The sequence below is a fragment of the Methylibium sp. Pch-M genome (assembly GCF_004136295.1).
Taxonomy (GTDB): domain Bacteria; phylum Pseudomonadota; class Gammaproteobacteria; order Burkholderiales; family Burkholderiaceae_C; genus Methylibium; species Methylibium petroleiphilum.
The window spans coordinates 2,730,834-2,756,920 of sequence record NZ_CP029606.1; the positions used below are offsets into that span (position 1 = coordinate 2,730,834).

The 26,087-nt window shown below is 70.8% G+C and carries 27 protein-coding genes and 2 pseudogenes; 25 read left to right on the plus strand and 4 right to left on the minus strand.

Annotated features, from left to right (window positions below):
- Positions 1-42: 42 nt before the first annotated feature.
- From C1M51_RS13240 to C1M51_RS13255, 4 genes are all read left to right on the plus strand, one after another.
- Entirely contained in the window at positions 43-1,203 is a 1,161-nt protein-coding gene (locus C1M51_RS13240) for a BMP family ABC transporter substrate-binding protein (protein ID WP_129450434.1), read from the plus strand.
- A gap of 75 nt (positions 1,204-1,278) precedes the next feature.
- Complete coding sequence (locus tag C1M51_RS13245; RefSeq protein ID WP_129450436.1) at positions 1,279-2,253, plus strand: aromatic ring-hydroxylating dioxygenase subunit alpha; 975 nt, start codon at positions 1,279-1,281, stop codon at positions 2,251-2,253.
- On the plus strand, positions 2,253-3,317 hold the full coding sequence (locus tag C1M51_RS13250) for an adenosine deaminase (RefSeq protein WP_129450438.1): 1,065 nt from the start codon (positions 2,253-2,255) through the stop codon (positions 3,315-3,317). The genes C1M51_RS13245 and C1M51_RS13250 overlap by 1 nt, the downstream gene beginning before the upstream one ends.
- Positions 3,318-3,593: 276 nt before the next feature.
- Positions 3,594-6,164, plus strand: a complete 2,571-nt coding sequence (locus C1M51_RS13255) for an ABC transporter permease (protein ID WP_129450440.1) — start codon at positions 3,594-3,596, stop codon at positions 6,162-6,164.
- Positions 6,165-6,194: 30 nt separating this feature from the next.
- On the opposite strand, the gene C1M51_RS13260 is transcribed toward C1M51_RS13255, so the two are convergent.
- Both C1M51_RS13260 and C1M51_RS13265 read right to left on the minus strand, forming a co-directional pair.
- Positions 6,195-6,968 carry a hypothetical protein gene (locus C1M51_RS13260; protein WP_129450442.1) on the minus strand — a complete coding sequence of 258 codons (774 nt, stop codon included), beginning with the start codon at positions 6,966-6,968 and terminating at the stop codon, positions 6,195-6,197.
- A gap of 52 nt (positions 6,969-7,020) precedes the next feature.
- Entirely contained in the window at positions 7,021-7,689 is a 669-nt protein-coding gene (locus C1M51_RS13265; RefSeq protein WP_036233310.1) for a TetR/AcrR family transcriptional regulator, read from the minus strand.
- Positions 7,690-7,821: 132 nt separating this feature from the next.
- Between C1M51_RS13265 and C1M51_RS13270 the strand changes: the two genes are divergently transcribed.
- From C1M51_RS13270 to tatC, 19 genes and pseudogenes are all read left to right on the plus strand, one after another.
- Positions 7,822-8,781 (plus strand): ABC transporter ATP-binding protein, encoded by a 960-nt coding sequence (locus C1M51_RS13270; protein ID WP_129450444.1) that lies wholly within the window; start codon positions 7,822-7,824, stop codon positions 8,779-8,781.
- Positions 8,778-9,548: an ABC transporter permease gene (locus C1M51_RS13275; RefSeq protein ID WP_207207750.1), complete on the plus strand. Its 771-nt coding sequence runs from the start codon at positions 8,778-8,780 to the stop codon at positions 9,546-9,548. Before C1M51_RS13270 ends, C1M51_RS13275 begins: the two co-directional genes overlap by 4 nt.
- Positions 9,549-9,568: 20 nt before the next feature.
- Complete coding sequence (locus C1M51_RS13280) at positions 9,569-9,847, plus strand: BolA family protein (protein ID WP_056325544.1); 279 nt, start codon at positions 9,569-9,571, stop codon at positions 9,845-9,847.
- A 95-nt stretch (positions 9,848-9,942) separates the two neighbouring features.
- Positions 9,943-11,223 carry a UDP-N-acetylglucosamine 1-carboxyvinyltransferase gene (murA, locus tag C1M51_RS13285; RefSeq protein WP_129450446.1) on the plus strand — a complete coding sequence of 427 codons (1,281 nt, stop codon included), beginning with the start codon at positions 9,943-9,945 and terminating at the stop codon, positions 11,221-11,223.
- The gene (hisG, locus tag C1M51_RS13290; RefSeq protein WP_129450448.1) at positions 11,220-11,864 is read left to right on the plus strand and encodes an ATP phosphoribosyltransferase; all 645 of its coding nucleotides are present in this window, start codon (positions 11,220-11,222) and stop codon (positions 11,862-11,864) included. The genes murA and hisG overlap by 4 nt, the downstream gene beginning before the upstream one ends.
- 2 nt (positions 11,865-11,866) lie before the next feature.
- Positions 11,867-13,210, plus strand: a complete 1,344-nt coding sequence (gene hisD, locus C1M51_RS13295) for a histidinol dehydrogenase (protein ID WP_129450450.1) — start codon at positions 11,867-11,869, stop codon at positions 13,208-13,210.
- Complete coding sequence (gene hisC / locus C1M51_RS13300; RefSeq protein ID WP_129450452.1) at positions 13,207-14,322, plus strand: histidinol-phosphate transaminase; 1,116 nt, start codon at positions 13,207-13,209, stop codon at positions 14,320-14,322. Before hisD ends, hisC begins: the two co-directional genes overlap by 4 nt.
- The gene (hisB, locus tag C1M51_RS13305) at positions 14,319-14,918 is read left to right on the plus strand and encodes an imidazoleglycerol-phosphate dehydratase HisB (RefSeq protein ID WP_129450454.1); all 600 of its coding nucleotides are present in this window, start codon (positions 14,319-14,321) and stop codon (positions 14,916-14,918) included. Before hisC ends, hisB begins: the two co-directional genes overlap by 4 nt.
- Before the next feature lies 1 nt (position 14,919).
- Entirely contained in the window at positions 14,920-15,576 is a 657-nt protein-coding gene (gene hisH / locus C1M51_RS13310; protein WP_129450456.1) for an imidazole glycerol phosphate synthase subunit HisH, read from the plus strand.
- 20 nt (positions 15,577-15,596) lie between these two features.
- Positions 15,597-16,343: a 1-(5-phosphoribosyl)-5-[(5-phosphoribosylamino)methylideneamino]imidazole-4-carboxamide isomerase gene (gene hisA, locus C1M51_RS13315; protein ID WP_036233297.1), complete on the plus strand. Its 747-nt coding sequence runs from the start codon at positions 15,597-15,599 to the stop codon at positions 16,341-16,343.
- A gap of 13 nt (positions 16,344-16,356) precedes the next feature.
- A complete protein-coding gene (gene hisF / locus C1M51_RS13320; protein WP_129450458.1) occupies positions 16,357-17,118 on the plus strand; it encodes an imidazole glycerol phosphate synthase subunit HisF in 762 nt (253 codons plus the stop codon).
- Positions 17,119-17,269: 151 nt separating this feature from the next.
- The gene (gene hisI, locus C1M51_RS13325) at positions 17,270-17,659 is read left to right on the plus strand and encodes a phosphoribosyl-AMP cyclohydrolase (RefSeq protein ID WP_129450460.1); all 390 of its coding nucleotides are present in this window, start codon (positions 17,270-17,272) and stop codon (positions 17,657-17,659) included.
- Positions 17,656-18,018, plus strand: coding sequence for a phosphoribosyl-ATP diphosphatase (locus C1M51_RS13330; RefSeq protein ID WP_129450462.1), 363 nt, complete (start codon positions 17,656-17,658; stop codon positions 18,016-18,018). The genes hisI and C1M51_RS13330 overlap by 4 nt, the downstream gene beginning before the upstream one ends.
- Positions 18,015-18,392 carry a hypothetical protein gene (locus tag C1M51_RS13335; protein WP_129450464.1) on the plus strand — a complete coding sequence of 126 codons (378 nt, stop codon included), beginning with the start codon at positions 18,015-18,017 and terminating at the stop codon, positions 18,390-18,392. Before C1M51_RS13330 ends, C1M51_RS13335 begins: the two co-directional genes overlap by 4 nt.
- 21 nt (positions 18,393-18,413) lie before the next feature.
- Positions 18,414-18,764, plus strand: coding sequence for a histidine triad nucleotide-binding protein (locus C1M51_RS13340; protein ID WP_129450466.1), 351 nt, complete (start codon positions 18,414-18,416; stop codon positions 18,762-18,764).
- Positions 18,765-18,846: 82 nt separating this feature from the next.
- Positions 18,847-19,077, plus strand: coding sequence for a Sec-independent protein translocase subunit TatA (gene tatA / locus C1M51_RS13345; protein WP_129450467.1), 231 nt, complete (start codon positions 18,847-18,849; stop codon positions 19,075-19,077).
- 20 nt (positions 19,078-19,097) lie between these two features.
- Positions 19,098-19,326: pseudogene (gene tatB, locus C1M51_RS19405) on the plus strand (Sec-independent protein translocase protein TatB); the annotation flags it as partial.
- Positions 19,327-19,457: 131 nt separating this feature from the next.
- Positions 19,458-19,616: pseudogene (gene tatB, locus C1M51_RS19410) on the plus strand (twin-arginine translocase subunit TatB); the annotation flags it as partial.
- A 3-nt stretch (positions 19,617-19,619) separates the two neighbouring features.
- Positions 19,620-20,408 (plus strand): twin-arginine translocase subunit TatC, encoded by a 789-nt coding sequence (tatC, locus tag C1M51_RS13355; RefSeq protein ID WP_129450471.1) that lies wholly within the window; start codon positions 19,620-19,622, stop codon positions 20,406-20,408.
- Here the strand turns inward: tatC and C1M51_RS13360 are convergent.
- The gene (locus tag C1M51_RS13360) at positions 20,405-21,565 is read right to left on the minus strand and encodes a S1C family serine protease (RefSeq protein ID WP_129450473.1); all 1,161 of its coding nucleotides are present in this window, start codon (positions 21,563-21,565) and stop codon (positions 20,405-20,407) included. The genes tatC and C1M51_RS13360 overlap by 4 nt on opposite strands.
- 12 nt (positions 21,566-21,577) lie before the next feature.
- Here C1M51_RS13360 and C1M51_RS13365 point away from each other — a divergent pair, with 12 nt between their 5' ends.
- Both C1M51_RS13365 and pdxA read left to right on the plus strand, forming a co-directional pair.
- Positions 21,578-22,327: a Nif3-like dinuclear metal center hexameric protein gene (locus C1M51_RS13365; RefSeq protein WP_129450475.1), complete on the plus strand. Its 750-nt coding sequence runs from the start codon at positions 21,578-21,580 to the stop codon at positions 22,325-22,327.
- A gap of 11 nt (positions 22,328-22,338) precedes the next feature.
- The gene (gene pdxA / locus C1M51_RS13370; RefSeq protein ID WP_129450477.1) at positions 22,339-23,352 is read left to right on the plus strand and encodes a 4-hydroxythreonine-4-phosphate dehydrogenase PdxA; all 1,014 of its coding nucleotides are present in this window, start codon (positions 22,339-22,341) and stop codon (positions 23,350-23,352) included.
- A 12-nt stretch (positions 23,353-23,364) separates the two neighbouring features.
- On the opposite strand, the gene C1M51_RS13375 is transcribed toward pdxA, so the two are convergent.
- Positions 23,365-26,034, minus strand: a complete 2,670-nt coding sequence (locus C1M51_RS13375) for a DUF1631 family protein (RefSeq protein ID WP_165349691.1) — start codon at positions 26,032-26,034, stop codon at positions 23,365-23,367.
- Between the last annotated feature and the right edge of the window lie 53 nt (positions 26,035-26,087).

Sequence of the window (26,087 nt, forward strand, 5' to 3'; positions counted from 1 at the left end):
CGGCGCGCCGGTCCGACCTTTCATCGCACAGGAGAAGCTTCCATGAACGTTCCGAGCACGCGCCGCGCGCTGCTGACCCGCCTGGCGGCGCTGTCTTCGCTCGCGGCCGCCGCGGCCCTGGTGGGCTGCGGCAAGAAGGAGGAGCCGGCGCCGGCGCCCGCGCCGGCCGCGGCTGCCGCCCCGGCACCGGCCGCCGAGCCGCTGAAGGCGGCCTGGGTCTACGTGGGGCCGGTCGGCGACGCCGGCTGGACCTATGCGCACGACCAGGGCCGCAAGGCGGTGGAAGCCGAGTACGGCGACAAGGTCAAGACCAGCTTCGTCGAGAAGGTGCCCGAGGGCGCCGACGCCGAGCGCGTGATCCGCGACCTGGCCGCCCAGGGCAACAAGATCATCTTCGCCACCTCGTTCGGCTACATGGAGCCGATGCTGAAGGTCGCGGCCGAGTTCCCGGACGTGAAGTTCGAGCACGCCACCGGCTACAAGACCGCGCCGAACATGCGCATCTACGACGCCAAGTTCTACGAGGACGCCTATGCGGCCGGCGTCATCGCCGGCACGATGAGCAAGAGCGGCGTCCTCGGCTTCGTCGGGTCCTTCCCCATCCCCGAGGTGCTGCGCAACATCAACGCCTACACCCTGGGCGCGCAGAGCGTGAACCCGAAGATCAAGACCAAGGTGGTGTGGGTCAGCAGCTGGTTCGACCCGCCGAAGGAGGGTGAGGCGGCGCAGTCGCTGATCAACGGCGGCGCCGACGTGCTGCTGCAGAACACCGACTCCTCCGCGGTGCTGCAGACCGCCGAGAAGAACGGCAAGTACGCCTTCGGCTGGGACAGCGACATGAGCGCCTTCGCGCCCAAGGCCCACCTGGCGAGCTGCATCGTCGACTGGGGCGGCTACTACAAGAAGGCGGTCAAGGACGTGATCGACGGCAGCTGGAAGACCGAGCGCACCGTGTGGGGCGTCAAGGAAGGCCAGAACGACCTGGTCAAGGTGGCCGACGTGGTGCCCGAGGCCACGAAGAAGAAGATCGACGAGATCAAGGCCGGCATGAAGGCCGGCAGCTTCGAGGTCTTCACCGGGCCGCTGCTTTCCAACGACGGCAAGGAACTGCTGGCCCAGGGCGTGGCGGCCGACCAGGCCTGGAAGGACAAGATCGACTTCTACGTGAAGGGCGTCGAGGGCAAGATACCGTCGGCGAAGTAGTCTTCGGCTGACGGCCACGCCGCCGCCTGCGCCGCGCCGCAGGCGGCGGCCCGTCTTTTCGAGCGAGGAAGCGCGATGAACGACGAGCATCGCGGTTGGTATCCGGTGGCGGCCGCCGCCGATCTGGGCACCGGCCCGCGGCCGGCAGCGCTGTTCGGCGAGGACCTGGTGCTGTGGCGTGATGAAGCCGGGGCGCCCCATGCCTTCGTCGATCGTTGCCCGCACCGCGGCACGCGGCTCTCGCTCGGGGCGGTGCGCGTCGTCGATGGCCGGGCGCAGCTCGAGTGCCCGTACCACGGCTGGCGCTTCGACGGTGCCGGGCGCTGCCTGCACATCCCGGCGCAACCGGCCTTCACGCCGGCCGCCGGCCAGGCGGCGCAGGGCCATCCGCTGCGCGAGGCGCACGGCCTGCTGTGGGTGTCGTTCGACGGCGCGACCAGCGCGCTGCCGGACCCGGGCCCGGTGCCCGGGCGGGCGGTGGTCTGCGGTCCCTACGATGTGGCGACCTCGGCGCCGCGCGTGGTCGAGAACTTCCTCGACACCTCGCACTTCGCCTTCGTGCACGAGGGCTGGCTCGGCGACCGCGGCCACACCGAGGTGCCGGCCTACGAGGTGCTGCTGCGCGCCGACGGCGCGCCCGGCGTGCCGCACTACCGTGCGTGGCAGCCGCAGGCCAGTGCGCAATCGGCGGGCGGGGCCTGGATCGATTACCGCTACCAGGTGCTGTCGCCGTGCAGCGCCGTGCTGGTCAAGCAGGCCGGCGGCGATACGCCGGCCCCGCAGGAGGCCTATGCGCTGTGGGTGGCGCCGCTGGAGCCCGAGCGCAGCCGCGTCTGGTTCACGCTGTACACCAGCGACCCGGTGACGCCGGATGCGACACTGCGCGCGTTCCAGCACACCATCTTTACCCAGGACCAGCCGGTGCTCGAGTCGCAACGGCCACGCCGGCTGCCGCTGTCGGGCGGCGAGGCGCACTGTGCGGCCGACCGGCTGAGCGCGGCCTACCGCCGCTACCTGCAGGCGCAGGGCATCACCTACGGAGTCTGCTGATGACGTCGAGCGCTCCCGCTGTGCCCTTCGACCCGGCCCGCATCGGCCGCGAGGCGCTGCCGGGCCTGCTGCGCAGCATGCCCAAGGCCGAGCTGCACATCCACATCGAGGGCTCGCTCGAGCCGGAGCTGATCTTCGCGCTGGCCGGCCGCAACGGCGTGACCTTGCCCCATGCCAGCGTCGATGCCCTGCGCGCGGCCTATGCGTTCACCGACCTGCAGAGCTTCCTCGACATCTACTACGCCGGTGCCAGCGTGCTGCTGGAGGAGGCCGACTTCTTCGACATGGCCATGGCCTACTTCCGCCGTGCCGCCGCGGACCGCGTGGTCCATGCCGAGCTGTTCTTCGACCCGCAGACCCACACCGAGCGCGGGGTGCCGATCCAGACGGTGATCCAGGGCCTGGCTCGCGCCCGCGCGACCGCGCAGCAGGAACTGGGGGTGAGCAGCGAGTTGATCCTGTGCTTCCTGCGCCACCTCAGCGAGGACGCGGCCTTCCAGACGCTGGAGCAGGCCCTGCCGCACCGCGAGCACTTCGTCGGCGTGGGCCTCGACAGCAGCGAGCGCGGGCACCCGCCGGAGAAGTTCGCGCGGGTGTTCGCGCGCTGCCGCGAGCTCGGCCTGCGCCTCGTGGCGCATGCGGGCGAGGAAGGGCCGCCAGCCTACGTATGGAGTGCGCTCGACGTGTTGAAGGTCGAGCGCATCGACCACGGCGTGCGCAGCCTCGAGGACCCGGCGCTGGTGGCGCGCCTGGCCGCCGAGCGCATGCCGCTGACGGTGTGCCCGCTGTCGAACGTGAAGCTGCGCGTGTTCGACACGCTGGCGCGGCATCCGCTCGCGGCGATGCTCGACGCCGGCCTGTGCGCCACTGTCAACTCCGACGATCCGGCCTATTTCGGCGGCTACCTGAACCAGAACTTCACCGACACGTTCGAGGCGCTGCTGGCGCTGGGCGCCACGCAGGCCTACCGGCTGGCGCGCAACAGCTTCGAGGCCAGCTTCGCGAGCGCCGAGCAGAAGCAGCGGTGGTGCGATGCGCTCGATGCGCATTTCGCGGCGGTGTGAGGAAAGTTGGCTGTCGAGTGTTGGCGCGGGCGCCGCGCCGGGCCGCTGTGTTGCGTTCGTGTCCCCCGGCGTCGGCCTGATCGGCCGCCGCCTCCTCCTCTACCTCACTCCACACAGCGGCCCGTCACGGCGCTTCGATACACCCTGGTCAGCGTCGCTCGATCCAAGCCAGCTACTCCCAACAAGCCCTCCGCAAAGCCCCGCGCGGCACTTGCAAGGGTGGCTGCGCTACCGTGCAACTCTGGCCGACATGCTCCCGCTGCACCTGTCTCACCGATGAACGCACCCGCTCCGACCCCGCCGACGCTGTGGACCCTGGCACGCAGGCAACTCGTGCGCGACTTCCGGGCCGGCGAACTGCGGCTGCTCATCGTCGCGGTGATGCTGGCGGTCGCCGCGCTCACCGCGGTCGGCTTCTTCGCCGACCGGCTGAACCAGGGCCTGGCGCGCGATGCGCGTTCGCTGCTCGGCGGCGACGCCATCGTCGCGAGCGACCAGCCGGCGCCGTCGGGTCTGACCGATCGGGCCCGTGCCGACGGGCTGGTGGTGGCCCACACCGTGAGCTTTCCCAGCATGGGCCGCGCGCCGGACGCGCAGGGCGGGGCTTCGCGCCTGGTGGCCGTCAAGGCGGCCAGCGACGGCTACCCGTTGCGCGGCCAGCTGAAGATCGCCGATGCGCCCGGCGCGCCCGAGCGCCGCGCCACGGGCGTGCCGGCCCCTGGCAGCGTGTGGGTCGACGCGGCCATCCTCGACTCGCTGAACCTGAAGCCCGGCGATCCGCTGCTGCTCGGCGACGCCAGCCTCACGATCGCGGCGGTCATCACGCTCGAGCCCGACCGCGGCGCCGGCTTCATGAGCTTCGCGCCGCGCGCGCTGCTCAACATCGCCGACCTGCCGGCCACCGGCCTGGTGCAGCCGGCCAGCCGCGTGACCTACCGGCTGGCGCTGGCCGGGCAGGGGCCGGGCGGCGACGCGGCGGTGCGCGGCTACGTGGCGTGGGCCGAGGCCGAGGCGAAGGCGCAGGGCTGGCGGGGCTTGCGCATCGAGTCGCTCGACAGCGGCCGCCCGGAGATGCGCCAGACGCTGGACCGCGCCGCCAAGTTCCTGAACCTCGTCGCGCTGCTGGCCGCGCTGCTGGCCGCGGTGGCGGTGGGCATCGCCGCGCGTGACTTCGCCGGTCGTCACCTCGACGACTGCGCCATGCTGCGCGTGCTGGGCCAGCCGCAGCGCCGCATCGCCGGGGCCTATACCGTGGAGTTCGCGGTGGTGGGGTTGATCGCCAGCGCGCTGGGCGTGCTGCTGGGCCTGGCGGTGCACTTCGTGTTCGTCGCGCTGCTGGCCGGGCTGGTGGAGTCGGCGCTGCCGGCGCCCAGCGTGTGGCCGGCGCTGTTCGGCCTGGGCGTGGGACTCACGCTGCTGCTCGGCTTCGGGCTGCCGCCGGTGCTGCAGCTCGCGCAGGTGCCGCCGCTGCGGGTGATCCGGCGCGACCTGGGCGAACTGCGGCCGGCGTCGGTCGGCGTGCTGCTGGCCGGCTTTGCGGGCTTCTCGGCGCTGCTGCTGGCGGTGGCCTCGGACCTGAAGCTCGGCCTCATCACGGTGGGCGGCTTCGCGCTCGCGATCGCGGTGTTCGCGCTGCTGTCGTGGCTGGCGGTGCAGGCGCTGCGGCGCGCGGTGCCGTCGTCGGCCGCCGGTGCGCCGCGCTGGCTGGTGCTGGCGACGCGCCAGGTCGCGGCGCGGCCCGGCTTCGCGGTGCTGCAGGTCAGCGCGCTCAGTGTCGGTCTGCTGGCGCTGGTGCTGCTGGTGCTGCTGCGCACCGACCTGATCAGCAGCTGGCGCCAGGCCACGCCGCCCGATGCGCCGAACCGCTTCGTCATCAACGTGCAGCCGGAGCAGGGCGAGGCCTTCCAGCAGCAGCTGCGCGACGCCGGCGTGAAGACCTACGATTGGTACCCGATGATCCGCGGCCGGCTGGTCGCGGTGAACGGCAAGCCGGTGAAGCCCGAGGACTACTCCGAGGACCGCGCGCAGCGCCTCGTGGAGCGCGAGTTCAACCTCAGCCACGATGCCCGGCTGCCGGGCCACAACCAGGTCGTCGCGGGGCGCTGGACGGCCGACGAGGCCGGCGCGATCAGCGTCGAGGAAGGTCTGGCGGCGACGCTGGGCGTGAAGCTCGGCGACACGCTGCGCTTCGACATCGCCGGCGTGCAGCAGGACGGCCGCATCACCAGCCTGCGCAAGGTCGACTGGGGCTCGATGCGGGTGAATTTCTTCGTGCTGTTCCCGACCGCCACCCTGCCCGAGGAGCTGCCGGCCACCTACATCGCGGCGTTCCGCGCACCGCTGGCCCAGCCGGGCGCGCCGGGCTTCGACAACGCGCTCTCGCGGGCCTTCCCGAACATCACGAACGTCGACGTGTCGGCGTCGATCGCCCAGGTGCAGCGCGTGCTCGACCAGGTGATCCGCGCGGTCGAGTTCCTGTTCGGCTTCACGCTGGCGACCGGCCTGGTGGTGCTGTTCGCCGCGGTCACCGCGACGCGCGAACAGCGTGCCCGCGAGTTCGCGGTGATGCGGGCGCTCGGCGCCGGCGGCGCGCTGCTGGCGCGCGTGCAGCGCGCCGAACTGCTGGGGGTGGGCGCGCTGGCCGGCGTGCTGGCCTCGGTGGCCGCGCTGGCGGTCGGCTGGGCGCTGGCGCGCTATGCCTTCGAGTTCACCTGGAGCGCACCGCTGTGGGTGCCGCTGGCCGGCGGCGCGGCCGGTGCGCTGCTGGCGCTGGCGGCGGGCTGGTGGGGCCTGCGCGAGGTGCTGAAGCGGCCGGTCGTCGAGACGCTGCGCCGCGCGGCGCAGTAGCGGGCCGGCACGGCCGGCGGCGCGCGCCCGTCAGTCCTCCAGCTCGGCCTTCGCCATCTCCACGTCCAGCCGCTCCATCGCGTCGGCTGGCGTGCAGGCGGCGGCCTGGACATAGAGCTGCTCGGCCTCCTTCATGCGCTTGTCACCCTCGAGCATGACCAGCCCGTTGGCGTACTCCACCATCGCGATCGCGCTGCCGGGGTTGAGCTTCAGCGCGGTCTGGAACATCTTCAGCCCGGTCGCGGCATCGGCGCCCTGGGTCTTGCCGAGCAGCTTGCCGACCTTGTCGATCACCTCGGCATGGAAGGCGCCGAGCGCGATGTGCGCATCGGCGTGCTTCGGTGCCAGCTTGATGGTGGTCTCCAGCGCATTCTTCACCTTGCTGCCCAGTCCCTGGGCGAGCGCCTTCGCGACGCTGATGCCCTGGCCGTAGCGGCCCACCGCATAGGCCATCAGGTAGTGCGCGTTCGCGTTCTTCGGTTCGGCGGCGGCCTGGGCCTCGGCGCGCTGGGCGAGCTCGAGGAACAGGTCGAGCTTCACCTTCTCGCTCTTCTCCAGGTAGTTGGCGTAGATCGCCTGGGCCTTGTTGGCCGCGGTGAGACCGGCGCCGCCAGCCTTCAGCCCGGCGTCGACCGCCTTCCTGAACTCTCCGGCATGGAACAGCGCCCAGGCCTCCTGCACGGCAGCGTCCTTGGGCCAGGGTTCGGCGTCGCCGGCATGCAGCCGGGCCCAGTGCTTCTTCAGCGCCGCGGCGTCGTGCACGTAGGCGGCGTTGTCATAGGGGAAGGCGGTCCACTTGGCCATGGTGCGGGTCTCCTGCGTCGTTCTCGGTTCTCGGTCGTCGGTCCGGTGTCGCTCAGTCGCGCTGGTAGCTGCCGGCCAGCATCAGCAGGTGCTCGCGCTGGCCGGGGTCGAGGTAGGGCATCAACAGGCTGAGCACGTGACGGGCGCCGCGCAGCAGCGCCGCGCCGGCGCTCTCGGGCTCCAGCGCCTTGCGCGGGTCGCGCACGTACTCGTAGCTGAGCCAGTAGGTCAGCACCACCACCATCGAGGTGGCCACCGGCTCGGCCTCGCGCGCGTCGATGCGCATCGCCTGTGCGCGGCTGAGGCCGTCGAGCACCGCCTTGACCGCCAGCTGCTTGTTCTTCAGCACGAACTGGAAATGGGTCTCCAGGCGACGGTTCTTGCTGAGCAGGTCGTTCAGGTCGCGGTACAGGAAGCGGTATTGCCAGATCAGCTCGAACAGCATGTGGAAGAACAGCCAGGCATCCTCGACGTTGCGCACGTTGTCGGCCGCCCGCAGCAGATCGGTGAGGGCGGCCTCGTAGCGGTCGAACAGGCTGTTGATCAGCTCGTCCTTGGCCGGGTAGTGGTAATAGAGGTTGCCGGGGCTGATGCTGAGCTCGGCCGAGATCAGCGTGGTGCTGACATTGGGTTCGCCGAAGCGGTTGAACAGTTCCAGCGTCACCTCCAGGATGCGCTCGGCCGTGCGGCGCGGTGCTTTCTTCGGGACCCGTGGGCTCATGGCGCGGTCGACTCGCCGTGGGGCGAGCAGGCTGGTTTGCGGTCAATCTAGCATCAAGATCACGCGCCACCAAGGCGGCCAGCACCGATGGCGGGGCCTGCCTACAATCCCCGGCTGTCCCCCGAGACCTTCATGCCGGCCGTTCGTTTCGACTCCGTTTCCAAGACCTACCTTGCCCCGCGCGGCAGCCGGCGAGCCGACCTGCATGCCCTGCAGGACGTGAGTTTCGACATCGAGCCGGGCGACTTCTTCGGCCTGCTCGGCCCCAACGGCGCCGGCAAGACCACGCTGATCAGCATCCTGGCCGGCCTGAGCCGCGCGACCCGCGGGCGCGTCACGGTGCAGGGCCACGATGTGGTGGACGACTACGCGGCCGCGCGCCGCGCACTGGGCATCGTGCCGCAGGAGCTGGTGTTCGACCCGTTCTTCTCGGTGCGCGAGACGCTGCGCATCCAGAGCGGCTATTTCGGTGTGCGCGCCGACCGCCAGGCCAACGACGCCTGGATCGACGAGCTGCTGCACCACCTGGGGCTGGCTGACAAGGCCGACGCCAACATGCGCCAGCTGTCGGGCGGCATGAAGCGCCGCGTGCTGGTGGCGCAGGCGCTGGTGCACCGGCCGCCGGTGATCGTGCTCGACGAGCCGACCGCCGGGGTCGACGTGGAGCTGCGCCAGACGCTGTGGCAGTTCATCGCGCGGCTCAACCGCGAGGGCCACACCGTGCTGCTGACCACGCACTACCTGGAAGAGGCCGAGGCGCTGTGCGGGCGCATCGCGATGCTCAAGCAGGGCCGCGTGGTGGCGCTGGACCGCACCGCCAACCTGCTGGCCGGCACCGCGAGCACCATGCTGCGCTTCAAGACCGACCAGGCGCTGCCGCCGGCGGTGGCGGCCCAGGCGCGCGTGACCGGCCGCATCGTGCAGCTCACCGCGCACGACGCCGCCGAGGTCGAGACGCTGCTCGCGCTGCTGCGCAGCGCCGAGGTGCGGGTGGAGGAACTGGAGATCGGCCGCGCCGACCTGGAGGACGTGTTCCTCGAGATCATGCAGGGCCCGCCGCGCACGCTGCCGCAGGTGAAGGTGGCGGTATGAGCTTCGCACTGCTGGCGGGCGCGCGCACGCTGCTGTACAAGGAAATGCTGAGGTTCTGGAAGGTCAGTTTCCAGACCGTGGCGGCGCCGGTGCTGACCGCCGTGCTCTACCTGCTGATCTTCGGCCACGCGCTCGAGGCGCACGTGAAGGTCTACGGCAGCGTCGGCTACACCAGCTTCCTGATCCCGGGGCTGGTGATGATGAGCGTGCTGCAGAACGCCTTCGCCAACAGCAGCTCGTCGCTGATCCAGAGCAAGGTGACCGGCAACCTCGTTTTCCTGCTGGTGACGCCGCTGTCGCACTGGGCCTGGTTCGCGGCTTATGTGGGCGCCTCGGTGGTGCGCGGCCTGGTGGTGGGCGCCGGGGTGCTGGCCGTCACCGTGTGGTTCGCGCCGCCCGGCCTGGCCGCGCCGGCCTGGGCGCTGGTGTTCGCGGTGCTGGGGTCCGCGATGATGGGCGCGCTGGGCCTGGTGGCCGGCCTGTGGGCCGAGAAGTTCGACCAGATCGCGGCGTTCCAGAACTTCATCGTGATGCCGATGACCTTTCTGTCGGGCGTGTTCTATTCGATCGACTCGCTGCCGCCGTTCTGGCAGGCGGTGAGCCATCTCAACCCTTTCTTCTACATGATCGACGGCTTCCGGGCCGGCTTCTTCGGTGTCAGCGACGTGAGCCCGTGGATCAGCCTGGCGGTGGTCGCCACCAGCCTGGCGGCCGTCTCGGCGGTGTCGCTGCGGCTGCTGAAGACCGGCTACAAGCTGCGTTCCTGAACGCCCGATACACTGGCGCCATGGCCGACCCCACCGCAGACGACGTGCAGCGCTACATCGCGCAAGGGCTCGCCTGCGAGCATCTGCAGGTCGAGGGCGACGGCCGCCACTTCTTCGCCACCATCGTGTCGGCCGAGTTCGATGGCCTGAGCCGCGTCCGCCGCCACCAGCGGGTCTACGCGGCGCTCGGCGATAGAATGCGCGAACAAATCCACGCGCTGTCGATGAAGACGCTGACGCCGGCCGAATTCGCGGTGCAGGGCTCCCCGGCCCGCACCGCCGCTGCCCACCACCACTGATCCACAAGCCGCCCCTGTGGCGCGGCTTGTGCGCTCCCTCGTGGCGAGGGCGGTCCGTGCAAGCGCGTGATGCGGGCGGTGATGAACACCGCACCATGGACAAACTCATCATTCGCGGCGGCCGCCGTCTCCACGGCGAGGTCACGATCTCGGGCGCCAAGAACGCGGCGCTGCCGGAGCTGTGCGCTGCGCTGCTGACAGCGGAGCCGGTGCGCTATTCGAACGTGCCGCGCCTGCAGGACGTCTCGACCACGCTGAAGCTGCTGCGCAACATGGGTGCCGTGGCCGAGCGCAGCGAGAACCGCCCCGACGAGGTCACCATCGACGCCGGTCCGGTCAGCAGCCCCGAGGCGCCCTATGACCTGGTGAAGACCATGCGGGCATCGATCCTGGTGCTCGGGCCGCTGCTGGCGCGCTTCGGCGAGGCCACGGTGTCGCTGCCGGGCGGCTGCGCGATCGGCTCGCGGCCGGTGGACCAGCACATCAAGGGCCTGCAGGCGATGGGCGCGCAGATCAGCGTCGAGCACGGCTACATCATCGCGAAGGCGCCCAGGGCCTCGGGCGGGCTGCGCGGCGCGCGCATCACGACGGACATGGTGACCGTCACCGGCACCGAGAACCTGCTGATGGCCGCGACGCTGGCCGACGGCGAGACCGTGCTCGAGAACGCCGCGCAGGAACCCGAGATCCCCGACCTGGCCGAGATGCTGATCTCGATGGGCGCGAAGATCGAGGGCCACGGCAGCAGCAAGATCCGCATCCAGGGTGTCGCGCAACTGCACGCCCCGCGCGGCGGGCACCGCGTGGTGCCCGACCGCATCGAGGCCGGTACCTTCCTGTGCGCGGTGGCCGCGGCCGGCGGCGAGGTGCTGCTGAAGCACGCGCGCGCCGACCACCTGGACGCGGTGATCGACAAGCTGCGCGAGGCCGGCGTCCGCATCGAGGCCGGCAGCGACTGGATCCGCATCGCCTCCGACGGCAAGCTGAAGGCGGTGGGCTTCCGCACCAGCGAGTACCCGGCCTTCCCGACCGACATGCAGGCGCAGTTCATGGCGCTCGACTGCATCGCCGAGGGCACCGCGCGCGTCACCGAGACCATCTTCGAGAACCGCTTCATGCACGTCGATGAACTGGTGCGCCTGGGCGCGAAGATCGAGGTCGACGGCCACACGGCCATCGTCACCGGCGTGCCGCAGCTGTCGGGCGCCACGGTGATGGCCACCGACCTGCGCGCCTCGGCCAGCCTGGTGATCGCCGGGCTGGTGGCCAGCGGCGAGACCCTGGTCGACCGCATCTACCACCTGGACCGCGGCTACGACCAGATGGAAACGAAGCTGCGCGGCCTGGGTGCCGACATCGAGCGGGTGAAATCATGACGATCACGCTGGCGCTGTCCAAGGGTCGCATCTTCGAAGAGACGCTGCCGCTGCTGCTGGCCGCGGGCATCGAAGTCACCGAGGATCCGGAAACCTCGCGCAAGCTCATCCTGCCGACCAACCGGCCCGACGTGCGCGTGGTGCTGGTGCGCGCCACCGACGTGCCCACCTATGTGCAGCACGGCGGTGCCGACCTCGGCGTGGTCGGGCTCGACGTGCTGCTGGAGCATGGCGGCCAGGGCCTCTACCAGCCGCTGGACCTGCGCATCGCCAAGTGCCGCATGAGCGTGGCGGTGCGGGCCGACTTCGACTACGCCGCGGCGGTCAAGCAGGGCTCGCGCATCCGCGTCGCGACCAAGTACGTGAGCGTCGCGCGCGACCACTTCGCCGACAAGGGCGTGCACGTCGACCTGATCAAGCTCTACGGCTCGATGGAGCTGGCGCCGCTGACCGGGCTGGCCGATGCCATCGTCGACCTGGTGTCGACCGGCAGCACGCTCAAGGCCAACCACCTGCTCGAGGTCGAGCGGATCATGGACATCTCGTCGCGCCTGGTGGTGAACCAGGCCGCGCTGAAGCTCAAGCGCGAGGCGATCCGTCCGCTGATCGACGCCTTCGCAGCAGCCATCCCCCGGGAGTGAACATGAGCACCCCAGCCCGCGTGAACCTGCGCCGCCTGGCCACCACGCAGCCCGATTTCGAGGCGGCATTCCGGGCCGTGCAGCACTGGTCGGCGGAGACCGACGATGCGATCGAGAGCCGCGTCGCCGCGATCCTGGCCGACGTGCGGCAGCGCGGCGACGCCGCGGTCCTCGAGTACACCGCGCGCTTCGACGCGCTGCCGGTCGGCTCGATGGGCGAGCTCGAGCTGACGCAGGCCGATTTCGCCGCGGCCTTCGCGGCCATCACGCCAGCGCAGCGCGACGCGCTGCAGCAGGCCGCACGCCGCATCCGCAGCTACCACGAACGCCAGCTCGAGGCCTGCGGCCGCAGCTGGAGCTACCGCGACGAGGACGGCACGCTGCTGGGCCAGAAGGTCACGCCGCTGGACCGCGTGGGCATCTACGTGCCGGGTGGCAAGGCGGCCTATCCGTCCAGCCTGCTGATGAATGCGGTGCCGGCCCATGTGGCCGGCGTGCCCGAGATCGTGATGGTGGTGCCCACGCCAAAGGGCGAGCGCAACACCCTGGTGCTGGCCGCTGCGCACGTGGCCGGCGTGACGCGCGCCTTCACGATCGGCGGCGCGCAGGCGGTGGCTGCGCTGGCCTACGGCACGGCCACGGTGCCGCAGGTCGACAAGATCACCGGCCCCGGCAACGCCTATGTGGCGAGCGCGAAGAAGCGCGTGTTCGGCACGGTGGGCATCGACATGATCGCCGGGCCCAGCGAAATTTTGGTGCTGGCCGACGGCAGCACGCCGGCCGACTGGGTGGCGATGGACCTGTTCAGCCAGGCCGAACACGACGAGCTGGCGCAGAGCATCCTGCTGTGCCCCGACACGGCCTACCTCGATGCGGTGCAGGCGGCGATCGACCGGCTGCTGCCCGGCATGCCGCGTGCCGCGATCATCCGCGCCTCGCTGGAAGGGCGCGGCGCGTTGATCCACACCCGCTCGATGGAGGAGGCCTGCGAGATCAGCAACCGCATCGCGCCCGAGCACCTGGAAGTGAGCTCGAACGAGCCGCACCGCTGGGAGCCGCTGCTGCGCCACGCCGGCGCGATCTTCCTCGGTGCCTACACCAGCGAATCGCTGGGCGACTACTGTGCCGGGCCGAACCACGTGCTGCCGACCTCGGGCACCGCGCGCTTCAGTTCGCCGCTGGGCGTCTACGACTTCCAGAAGCGCAGCAGCCTGATCGAGGTCAGCGAGCAGGGCGCGCAGACGCTGGGCGTGATCGCCGCCGAGCTGGCCTACGGCGAGGGCCTGCAGGCGCATGCGCAGGCGGCCGAGATGCGGCTGGCGAAGAAGCCGGGAGCGGCACGATGAGCAGCGGCAACAGCAACAACGGCGGACCCCCGCTCGCGCCCCGCCTCGCGCGCTTCATCCGCCAGGACGTGCAGAACATGCACGCCTACGCGATCCAGCCGTCGGACGGCTTCGTGAAGCTCGACGCGATGGAGAACCCGCACCGCCTGCCCGCCGCGTTGCAGGCCGAGCTGGGCCGCCGGCTCGGCGCGCTGGCGATCAACCGCTATCCCGGCACGCGCACCGACGAGCTGCGCGCGGCGCTGGCCCGCCACGCCGGCCTGCCGGCCGGCTGCGGCCTGATGCTGGGCAACGGCTCCGACGAACTGATCTCGCTGCTCAGCATGGCCTGCGATGTGCCGGGCGCGACCGTGCTGGCACCGCTGCCGGGCTTCGTGATGTACGAGATGTCGGCCCGGCTGCAGGGGCTGCGCTTCGTCGGCGTGCCGCTGACCGCCGACTTCGAGCTCGACGCCGCGGCGATGCTGGCCGCGGTGCGCGCGCACCGGCCGGCCCTCACCTACCTGGCCTATCCGAACAACCCGACCGCCAACCTGTGGGACGACGCGGTGATCGAGCGCGTCGTCGACGCGGTGCGCGAGCACGGCGGCCTGGTGGTGATCGACGAGGCCTACCAGCCGTTCGCGAGCCGCAGCTACATCGACCGGCTGGCGCGCCACGACCACGTGTTGCTGATGCGCACGCTCAGCAAGTTCGGCCTGGCCGGTGTGCGGTTGGGCTACCTGATGGGTCCGGCCGCGCTGGTGGCCGAGATCGACAAGGTGCGCCCGCCCTACAACGTGAGCGTGCTGAACTGCGAGGCGGCGCTGTTCGCGCTGGAGCACGAGGACGAGTTCGCGCGCCAGGCCGCCGTGCTGCGCGCCGAGCGCGCGCGGCTGCTGGACGCGCTGCGCGCGATGCCGGGCGCCACGCCGTTCCCGAGCGAGGCCAACATGGTGCTGGTCCGGGTGCCCGACGCGAAGGCCGCGTTCGAGGGCCTGAAGGCGCGCGGCGTGCTGGTGAAGAACGTGTCCGGCCTGCACCCGCTGCTGGCAAACTGCCTGCGCCTCACCGTCGGCCTGCCCGAAGAGAACGACCAGATGATCGCGGCCTTGAAAGGCATCCTGTCATGACCGAACCGAACCGAGTTGCCGAAGTCCGGCGCGACACCGCCGAAACCAGGATCCGCGTGCGCGTCGACCTCGACGGCACGGGCGTGGCCAGGCTCGCCACCGGCATCGGCTTCTTCGACCACATGCTCGACCAGCTGGCGCGCCACGGGCTGGTCGACCTGGAGATCGAGGCCGACGGCGACCTGCACATCGACGGCCACCACACCGTCGAGGACGTCGGCATCACGCTCGGCCAGGCCTTCGCCAAGGCGGTCGGCGACAAGAAGGGGCTGCGCCGGTACGGCCATGCCTATGTGCCGCTCGACGAGGCGCTGAGCCGCGTGGTGGTCGACTTCTCCGGCCGGCCCGGGCTGCACATGCGTGTGCCGTTCAAGGCCGGCATGATCGGCGCGCTCGACACCCAGCTGGTCTACGAGTTCTTCCAGGGCTTCGTGAACCATGCCGGCGTCACGCTGCACATCGACAACCTGCACGGCGACAACGCTCACCACCAGTGCGAGACGGTCTTCAAGGCCTTTGCGCGGGCGCTGCGCATGGCGCTGGAGCGCGACCCTCGCATGGCCGGGGTCATTCCGTCGACGAAAGGCAGCCTCTGACATGAGCCGTCGCGTGGCGGTCGTCGACTACGGCATGGGCAACCTGCGCTCGGTGTCGCAGGCGGTGCTGCACGCGGCCGCGGGGACCGGCTTCGAGGTGGTGGTGACGGCCGAGCCCGACGTGGTGCGCGCCGCCGAACGCGTGGTGCTGCCCGGCCAGGGCGCGATGCGCGACTGCATGCGCGAGCTGCGTGAGGCGCACGGGGGCGCCCTGCGGGCTGCCGTGCTCGAGGCCGCCGCCGACAAGCCGCTGATGGGCGTGTGCGTCGGCATGCAGATGCTGCTCGATCACAGCGAAGAACAGGACACGCCGGGCCTGGGGCTGATCCCGGGCCGGGTGCGGCGCTTCCAGCTCGAAGGCCGACTCCAGCCCGACGGCAGCCGCTACAAGGTGCCGCAGATGGGCTGGAACCAGGTGCTGCAGGCGCGTCCGCACCCGGTGTGGGCCGGCGTGCCCGATGCCAGCTGGTTCTATTTCGTGCACAGCTTCTATGCGCAGCCGGCCGATCCGGCGCACAGCGTTGGTGAAACCGACTATGGCGCGCGCTTTACCAGTGCGGTGGCACGCGATAATATTTTTGCCACCCAGTTCCACCCCGAGAAGAGCGCTGCACACGGCTTGGCCCTGTACCGCAACTTCCTCGGCTGGTGCCCCTGACCCCCATCCCCCTGACAGCCATGTTGCTGATCCCTGCCATCGACCTGAAAGACGGCCGCTGCGTGCGCCTGAAGCAAGGCGACATGAATGTGTCCACCACCTTCGGTGAGGACCCCGCCGCGATGGCCCGGCGCTGGCTCGACGCCGGGGCGCGCCGCCTGCACCTGGTCGACCTGAACGGCGCCTTCGCCGGCAAGCCGGTCAACGAGCCGGCGATCAAGGCGATCCTGAAGGAGGTGGGCGACGAGATCCCGGTGCAGCTGGGCGGCGGCATCCGTGACCTCGACACCATCGAGCGCTACCTCGACGACGGCCTGTCCTACGTGATCATCGGCACCGCCGCGGTCAAGAACCCCGGCTTCCTGCGCGATGCCTGCACGGCCTTCGGCGGCCACATCATCGTCGGGCTCGATGCCAAGGACGGCAAGGTCGCGACCGACGGCTGGAGCAAGCTGACCGGCCACGAGGTGGTGGACCTGGCGAAGAAGTTCGAGGACTACGGCGTCGAGGGCGTGATCTACACCGACATCGGCCGCGACGGCATGCTGAGCGGCATCAACATCGACGCCACCGTGAAGCTGGCGCAGGCACTCACCATCCCGGTGATCGCCTCGGGCGGCCTCAGCGACATCGCCGACATCGAGCGGCTCTGTGCGGTCGAGGGCGAGGGCATCGAGGGCGTGATCTGCGGCCGGGCGATCTACACCGGCGACCTCGACTTCGCCGCGGCGCAGGCGCGGGCCGACGCGCTGAACGGCGACGCCTGAGCGGCGCCCCCGCATGCTCGCCAAGCGCATCATCCCCTGCCTCGACGTCACCGGCGGCCGCGTCGTCAAGGGCGTCAACTTCGTCGAGCTGCGCGATGCCGGCGACCCGGTGGAGATCGCGGCGCGCTACAACGAGCAGGGCGCCGACGAACTGACCTTCCTCGACATCACCGCCACCAGCGACGGGCGCGACCTCATCCTCCCCATCATCGAGGCGGTGGCCTCGCAGGTCTTCATTCCGCTCACCGTCGGTGGCGGCGTGCGCAGCGTCGAGGACGTGCGTCGCCTGCTCAACGCCGGGGCCGACAAGGTGAGTTTCAACTCGGCGGCGGTCGCGAACCCGCAGCTGATCCGCGACGCCTCCGACAAGTACGGCGCCCAGTGCATCGTGGTCGCCATCGATGCCAAGGCCCGGGTGGGCGGCGCGGGCTGGGAGGTCTACACGCACGGCGGGCGCAAGAACACCGGCCTCGACGCGGTGGCCTGGGCGCAGCAGATGGCCGAGCACGGCGCCGGCGAGATCCTGCTGACCAGCATGGACCGCGACGGCACGCAGATCGGCTTCAACCTGCCGCTGACGCGCGCCGTGAGCGACGCGGTGCCGGTGCCGGTGATCGCCTCCGGCGGCGTCGGCGCGCTGGAGCACCTGGCCGAGGGCATCCAGCTCGGTGGCGCCGACGCGGTGCTGGCGGCCAGCATCTTCCACTACGGCACGTTCACCGTCGGCCAGGCCAAGGCCTTGATGGCCGAGCGCGGCATCCCCGTCAGGACTTGACTCCCACCCCCGTTGCGGCTGCGCCGCTCCCCCTCGAGGGGGCGACGCTGGCGGGCCGGCGGAGCCGGACCCGCGGCGTCCACTCGGCAGATCGTTGTTTGCCGATGGCGCCGTTCGGGAGGGGATTGCCCTGACTCGCTAAACTGCTGGCATGACTTGGCTGGACGATATTCGCTGGGACCGCGACGGCCTGCTGCCGGTGATCGCGCAGGAAGCCGCCACCGGCGACGTGCTGATGTTCGCGTGGATGAACCGCGAGGCGCTGGCGCGCACCGCCGAGCTGGGCGAGGCGGTCTACTGGAGCCGCTCGCGCGGCCGGCTGTGGCACAAGGGCGAGGAGTCGGGCCACATCCAGAAGGTGCGCGACATGCGGCTGGACTGCGACAACGACGTGCTGCTGCTGAAGGTCGAGCAGCTCGGCCACGCGCCCTCGATCGCCTGCCATACCGGCCGCCACAGCTGCTTCTTCCAGCGCTACGAGGCCGGCGCCTGGCACGCGGTCGAGCCGGTGCTGAAGGACCCGGAGCACATCTACAGATGAGCGGTGACGACACCCTGGCCCGCCTGGCGGCCGTGATCGAGTCGCGCCGCGGCGGCGACCCCGACGCGAGCTACGTCGCGCGCCTGTTCCACAAGGGCACCGACGCGATCCTGAAGAAGGTCGGCGAGGAGGCGACCGAGTTCGTGATGGCCGCCAAGGACGGCGACCGCCCGAAGATCGTCGCCGAGGCGGCCGACCTGTGGTTCCACGCCATGGTGGCGCTGGCGCATTTCGGCCTCACGCCGGCCCAGGTGCTGGCCGAACTCGAGCGCCGCGAGGGCCAGTCGGGTCTCGAGGAGTTCGCGTTGCGCAAGGTCAGGGGCCGCGAGGCCGAGTCCACGAAGGAGAGCGGCCCATGAGCACGGTGATCGACAGCGACGAGCGCGAGCGCTCCCTCAAGACGGTCGGCACCGTCAGCTACCTGTTGCACCTGATCGTCGCGGTCGGTGCGGTGCTGCCCGGCGTGCAGGCCAGCGTGGCGCTGCTGATCGTGGCCTTCATCATCGACATGGTGAAGAAGGACGAGGCCGCGGGCACCTGGCAGGCCTCGCACTTCAGCTGGCGCATCCGGTCCGTGCTGTGGGCCGGGGGCCTGTACATCGTCACCTCCTGGCTGTGGCTGCTGTTCTTCATCCCGGGTTGGATCGCCTGGGGGCTGATCTCCATCTGGTTCCTCTACCGCATCGTGCGCGGCTGGCTGAACCTCAACGGCAACCAGCCGATGCCGTCCTGACAACTTTCTGCCCCGTCCCCCATGAGCGACCACGATCCGAACTGCATCTTCTGCAAGATCATTGCGGGGCAGATCCCGTCCCGCAAGGCCTACGAGGACGAGCATCTGCTGTCCTTCCACGACATCAACCCCTGGGCGCCGGTGCATGTGCTGGTGATCCCCAAGCGCCACATCGCGACCCTGGCCGACATCGGCCCCGGCGACCAGGAACTGATGGGCCGCATGCTGGCGCTGGCCCCGCGGCTGATGCGCGAACTGGGCGTCACCAATGGCTTTCGCACCCTGATCAACACCGGCAAGGACGGCATGCAGGAGGTCTACCACCTGCACATGCACGTGATCGGCGGCCCCCGCCCCTGGGCCAAGGGGTGAACCTCGGCCCGCTTTGCGGGTCTGTCATGCGGGGCTGGCCTAAAATCTGCGGCTGCCCTTACCGGGTCTTCAGGAGAACGACATGGGTTCCTTCAGCATTTGGCACTGGTTGATCGTGCTGTTGATCGTCGTGCTGGTGTTCGGCACGAAGAAGCTCAAGAACATCGGCAGCGACCTCGGCGGCGCCGTGAAGGGCTTCAAGGACGGCGTGCGCGACGGCTCGGCCGCGCCGGCCGATCCGGCGCAGCAGGTCACGGCGAGCAAGAGCGCCGACGCGAACACCGTCGACGTCGAGGCGAAGCAGAAGTCCTGAGCGGGCGGAGCGGCGCGCGCATGATCGACTTCGGCTTCGACAAGATCGCACTGATCGGCGCGGTGGCGCTGATCGTGATCGGTCCCGAACGCCTGCCGAAGGTCGCGCGCACCGTCGGCCACCTGATGGGCAAGGCCCAGCGCTACGTGGCCGACGTCAAGGCCGAGGTCAATCGCTCCATCGAGCTCGAAGAGCTCAAGAAGATGAAGACCGACTTCGAGGATGCCGCGCGCAACGTCGAGCAATCGGTGTCCAGCGAAGTGAACAGGACGAGCAGCGAGATGAACCAGGCCTGGGAGTCGTTGTCGTCATCCGACGGCAACGGAGGCGGCAGCGGCAGCGGCAGCGCGGCGGCCGACAGCTATCACGCTGGGGAGCCGCTGAGCGAGCCGCCGCCGGCCTACACGCACCCGCGCAAGAACTGGCGGCTCAAGCGCGGCGCCGTGCCGCAGTGGTACAGGCAGCGGCACGGCGTGCGGGCCAAGGCCCAGTCGGGTGCCGCCCGTGTGGCGCGCTTCAGGCCGCCGCGCCCGCTGTAGCCCGTGGGCGCCCCTGACTCCCGCGACGAGCTCGAAGGCAGCGAGCAGCCCTTCGTCGCGCACCTGATCGAACTGCGCGACCGGCTGATCCGCGCGGTGCTGGCGATCATCGTCTGCTTCGGCGCTCTGGCGCTCTGGCCCGGCCCGTCGGCGCTCTACGACCTGCTGGCGGCGCCGCTGGTGGCGCACCTGCCGGCCGGCACGACGCTGATCGCGACCAACGTGATCTCGCCGTTCCTGGTGCCGCTGAAGATCACGCTGATGGCGGCCTTCATGCTCGCGCTGCCGGTGGTGCTGTACCAGGTGTGGGCCTTCGTCGCGCCCGGTCTCTACACGCACGAGAAGAAGCTGGTGATGCCGCTGGTGGTGTCGAGCACGCTGCTGTTCCTGCTGGGCGTGGCGTTCTGCTACTTCTTCGTGTTCGGGCAGGTGTTCAAGTTCATCCAGAGCTTCGCGCCGAAGAGCATCACCGCGGCGCCGGACATCGAGGCCTACCTCGGCTTCGTGCTGAGCATGTTCATCGCCTTCGGCGCGGCCTTCGAGGTGCCGGTGGTGGTGGTGGTGCTGGCGCGCATGGGCATCGTGTCGATCGAGAAGCTGAAGTCCTTCCGCGCCTACTTCATCGTCGTCGCGTTCATCATCGCGGCGATCGTCACGCCGCCCGACGTGATCTCGCAGCTCGCGCTCGCTATCCCGATGTGCATCCTGTACGAGATCGGCATCTGGGCCGCCAAGGTGTTCATCAAGCACACCCAGGCGCCCGATGCGGCGGCCGAGGACGGCGCCGTCTAGGGTTCGCGCTGCTGCCGCGGTGCCTTCGGCCGCTGCGCCACCACGACGTCGAGCGCCACTTCGCTGTCGCCCCGCTGCACCACGAGCCGGGCCTTCGAGCGTGGCTTGAGCGAGGCCACGACGTTGAGCAGCTGCGAGGTGTTGCCGACCGGCGAGTCGGCCACCTTCACCACCACGTCGCCGGGCCGCAGGCCGCCGTCGCTGGCCGGGCCGCCCTGCAGCACGCCGGTGATCAGCACGCCCTGCGACACTTTGAGGTTGAAGGTCTCGGCGATCTCGGGCGTGAGGTCGCGTGGCTCCACGCCGATCCAGCCGCGCGTCACCTGGCCGTCCCGGATCAGGCCTTCCATCACCTGGCGGGCCGTGGACACCGGGATCGCGAAACCGATGCCGAGGCTGCCGCCCGAGCGCGAGTAGATCGCGGTGTTGATCCCCATCAGGTTGCCGGCGGCGTCGATCAGCGCCCCGCCGGAATTGCCGGGGTTGATGGCCGCGTCGGTCTGGATGAAGTTCTCGAAGGTGTTGATGCCGAGCTGGTTGCGGCCGAGCGCCGACACGATGCCGGAGGTGACCGTTTGGCCGACGCCGAAGGGGTTGCCGATCGCCAGCACCACGTCGCCGACCTGCAGCGCGTCGGAGTCGCCGAAGCTCACCGACGGCAGCTTGTCGAGCTTGATGCGCAGCACCGCGAGGTCGGCCTCGGGGTCGGTGCCGATCACCTCGGCCTTGGTGCGCCGCCCGTCGGACAGCACGACCTCGATGTCGTCCATGCGCTCGACCACGTGGTTGTTGGTCAGCACATAGCCTTCGGGCGAGACGATGACGCCCGAGCCCACGCCGCTCTGCGCCTGCGAGTCGGGGTCGCCGAAGAAATAGCGGAACCAGGGGTCGGCGGCGCGCGGATCGCGCGCGGTCGGTGTCTTGCTCGTGATGACGCTCACCACCGCCGGTGCTGCGCGCTTGGCCGCGGCAGCATAGCTGCTGCCGCCGGCTGCGGCAGGGGCCAGCGTGACCTGAGGGGCCGGGTTGGACGACGACCCCACCGCAGTCGACAGGGGCCGGTTCTGCACCCATTCGGGCTTGAGCGTGGCCACGACGAACCACATCGCCAGGGCGACCGTCACGGCTTGGGAGAAAATCAACCAGGTCTTGCGCATGGGAGAGAAGAATTGACGAGCCGTGAAGAGCTGGAAAACTACCTGTCCACGCTGCTCGAACTCGAGCGGTTCAAGGATTATGGGCCGAACGGTTTGCAGGTCGAGGGCAAGCCGGAGATCCGCAAGCTCGTCTCCGGCGTCACGGCCAGCCTGGCCTTCATCGAGGCGGCGGCTGCGGCCGGGGCCGATGCGGTGCTGGTGCACCACGGGCTGTTCTGGCGCGGTCAGGACGGCCGGCTCAACGGTTGGCTGAAGAAGCGGGTGGCTGCGTTGCTGGGCCGTGACATCAGCCTGTTCGCCTACCACCTGCCGCTCGACGCCCACCCGGAGCACGGCAACAACGCCCAGCTCGGGGCCAAGCTCAAGTTCGTCAGCGAAGGCCGCTTCGGCGAGCAGCAGCTCGGCTTCGTCGGCCGGCCGCCCCAGCCACTGACCGGCGCGGCGCTGTCGGCGCTGGTCCAGTTCCGGCTCGGGCGCGCGCCGACCGTGGTCGAGGGCGATGGCCGGCCGATCCGCCGCGTGGCCTGGTGCACCGGCGGTGCCCAGGGTCATTTCGAGGCGGCGATCGCGGCCGGCGCCGATGCCTACCTGACCGGCGAGATCTCCGAGCCGCAGGCCCACATCGCGCGCGAGACCGGCGTGGCGTTCTATGCCTGCGGCCACCACGCGACCGAGCGCTTCGGTGCGCCGGCGCTCGCCGCCCACGTGGCGCAGCTGTTCGACCTCGAGCACGAGTTCATCGACATCGACAACCCGGCGTGAGCCCGCCCCGCATGCCACTGCCGCTGGCGATCACGATGGGCGATGCCTGCGGCATCGGCCCGGAGATCATCGCGTCGGCCTTCCTGCGTGGCGCGCTGCCGGGCGGCTTCGCGGTCGGCGATGTCGAGGTGCTGCGGCGCGCCGCGGCCCTGGTCTCGGCGTCGGACCACGCCCTGCTGCCGGTGGCCCGGATCGAGCGTCCGGCCGACGTGGCCGGCGTGCCGCCGCGCTGCCTGCCGGTGCTGGTGCCGCCGGGGCTGCCGGCCGGCCTGGCGGCGCTGCCCTACGGCCGCATCGACGCCGCGGCAGGCGCGGCCGCCGCGGTCTGCATCCGGCACGCGGTGGCGCTGGCGCAGGCCGGCGAGGTGGCCGCGATCGTCACCGCGCCGATCCACAAGGAGGCGCTGGCCGCCGCCGGCGAGCCCTATCCGGGGCACACCGAGTTGCTGCAGGCCGAGGCCGGCGCCGGGCCGGTGCGCATGATGCTCGCGAACGACGAGCTCAAGACCGTGCTGGTCAGCATCCACGTCTCGCTGCGCCGGGCGATCGACGCGGTGAGCACGGCGGCGGTTCTCGAGACGCTGCGCATCGCGCACGCCGCCGCGCGGCGCTGGGGCCAGGCGGCGCCGCGCATCGCCGTGGCCGGACTCAACCCGCACGCGGGCGAGGGCGGCCTGTTCGGCGACGAGGAACTGCGCGTCATCGCCCCGGCCATCGCGGCGGCGTGCCGCGAGGGCATCGACGCGCGCGGGCCGTTCGCGCCCGACACCGTGTTCATGCGCGCGCGCCACACGGCCGACCATCCCGGCGAGTTCGACATCGTGGTGGCGATGTACCACGACCAAGGGCTGATCCCGGTGAAGTACCTCGGGGTCGAGCGCGGCGTCAACGTGACGCTGGGCCTGCCCTTCGTGCGCACCAGCCCCGATCACGGCACGGCGTTCGATCGGGCCGGCAGTGGCCGCGCCGATCCGTCCAGCCTGATCGCCGCCGGCCAGATGGCGCGCCGCCTCGCGGCAGGCTGACAGCCGGGCGGCTCAGAGGCGGCTGCTGGTTGCCGTGCTGCGCGGGGCCGCGCCGCCCAGCTGTGCCAGCTGCTTGCGGGCGCGCGCCGTCGCGCGCTCGATCAGCTCGGCCTGTTCGAAGGCGCGGAAGCGCTCGGTGTCGCACATGCGGGTGAGCATGCGCGAGGTCATCGAGATCGTCTTCTGGTGGGCCTTGCCGTGGGTGAACACGAAGAAGGCCCGGCCCGGGCTGATCCAGTTCAGGCGCACGCGCTGCCAGCGGCCTTCCACGTGCATGCGGTAGGCGATGCCGGTCTGCAGGTGGTGGATCAGCTGCGGGCCGTGCGTCGGCTCGGCGGGCTCGGGCGCCAGGGCCTCCAGCACCACATCGACCTCGCCGGCCTCCGCCTCGGCGGACGGACCGCCCTCGCCGAGGTCGATGTCGACCTGGCCGTCCCAGTCGACCGCGCTCTCGTCGACCAGGCCGATCTTCTCGGCCTCCTCGGCCGAGAAGGTCAGCGGCGCGGCATGCTCCTGCGGCGGCGGCAGCTCGGCATGGGCGCTCGGCACCAGCTCCTCGGCGGTGGGGATCGAGACCTTTTCCACCTGGTCGAGGTAGTGCTTGAGCTGGCGCTGCTCGAAGTCGGTGGGCGGCGCCGACTTCAGCGAGGCGGCGTGCTCGGGCAGCAGCTTGCCGAAGAAGTCCTTCTTGGCGGGCTCCGGCCAGCGGATCAGCTCCAGGCCCTCGTTGAGGTCCTTCATCAGCTGCGGCAGCGCCATCAGGAAGTGCTTGCGCAGCTGCGGCTCGCCCTTGGGCTGCACGCTGAGCGCCAGCTCGCGCGCTGCGCGGTTGGCGCGCTGCGCCAGCTCGGGCGAACCGAACGGGCCGGCCGCCTGCACCTGCACCTGGCTCCACACCTGGGCCAGGAAGTCGCGCACGAAGCCGGGCAGGGCCACCGGCTCCAGGTGCGACTTGAGCTCGCGCATGTAGCGCTGCTGGATGCGCAGCTGCGTTTCCTTGTTGTCGAGCAGCGTGGCGGCCGTCGCATGCGTGCCGACATCGCGTGCGCTCTGCTCCTGCACCAGCGCCTCGATCGCCTGCAGCTTGGACTCGTACAGGTCCATCTGGTCGAAGTCGCCCTCGACGATCTCCTGCACCAGCGCGCGCACGCGCTCGATGAAGTCCTTGCCGGGGCCCTGGTCGAGGTCCTCGTAGGCCGCCGCCAGCGAGGCGATGCGGTTCACGAAACGCCGCACCGGGTGGCGCCGCGAGCTGAAGAAGCCCACGTCCTTCAGCGCCGCGCGCAGCACCGGCAGCTGCAGCCGTGCGATCTGGCGCGCCATCTGCGGCGGCACCTTGCTGTCCGACAGCACCTGGTCGAACAGGGCGCCGACCACGTCGATCACCATGTGGTCGAGCGTGCCGGACGAGGCCCGCATCAGCTCGTCGCGGTGCTGGCGGATCACGTTCACCGCCATCAGGCCGGCCAGTGGCGTGATGCCGGAGGGGCCCGAAACGCCGGACAAGGGGCCGGGGCGCGAACTGCCGGCGGGGAGGGCTCCCCCCCGTGGGTCGGCGCTGAGGCCGGCCGTCTCGCCGGCCGTGGCGTTCACGACCACCAGGCGGCGCAGGATGTCGAGCATCTGCGCATCGTTGTTGTAGGCCGTGCCCGACGAACGCTCGGACGAGGCGCCCGGACCGGTGCCGCGGCCGCCAGCCCCCGAGCCCGATCCGCCGCCGTAGCCGCTGCCCGGCACGCCCGAGCCGCCGGGGCCTCCGTAGCCGCTCCCGGTGCCGCCGTGACCGCGGCTGCCGGGGCTGCTCCCCGACCGGCTGCTGCCGAATCCGGACGGCGCGCCCGGTCCGGACGGCAGGCCCAGCGCGCCGGCCCCCGAGGCCGCCTGCAGCGCCTGGGGCAGCGCGATGCCGAACAGCGTCTGCAGCATCTGCTCGGCCTGGACCAGGTCGCGCGCCGAGGCCTGGAAGGCCGAGCCGTGGAAGCCCGAGGTCTGGTAGCCGGAGTTCTCGCGCAGCACCTCGCGCGGCAGGTCGTTGCCGGGGCCCTGCACCGTCTTCACGGCCAGGCCGATCGGGTTGACGCCGCGCGCCTGCAGGTCGGCGATGATGCCGGCGTAGCAGGCCCGCATCGCCGTGGCCAGCGAGCGGCCGAACTCGGTGGCGAGCAGCCGGTGCGAGGCCGGATCGTCGTTCACCGCGTGGATCGCGCGGCGCAGCGCACGGCCGATGATCTCGGGGCGCAGCGGGTTGCGATCGGGATCGGGTTCGCCGTGGCGCAGCAGGGCGGCCATGTAGCCGTCGAGCTCGCGCATCTCCCATTCGCACTCGTGCACGATCTGCATGCTCAGGCGCTCGGCCGAGACGCGCTCGTCCACCTCGTCGTCGCCGACCAGGCTCAGCGACTCCCACGAGGTGGTGGCCAGCGAGCGGGTCGAGCTGCGCGGCTCGGCGGCCTCGAGCACGCGGTCACGCAGGCCGGCGCTGAAGACCAGGGTGAAGTCGGGCAGCTTGCGGCGCAGGTCGAACTGCGTGCTCGCCATCAACTGGCGGGTCGTGATGCTCGCGAACGAGGCCGACTGCGACGCGAGCGTCTCCACCAGTCGTTCGGCGGCGGCCGTGACGGTGGCCTGGATGCGCAGGCATGCCGCATTCAATGCGGCCTGGACGTTGGGGGCGGCGTTCACGGGGTCGGCAAGGAGGCGGGCGGGCCGGTGCCCCGGCAGCGCGCCCGCAGGCG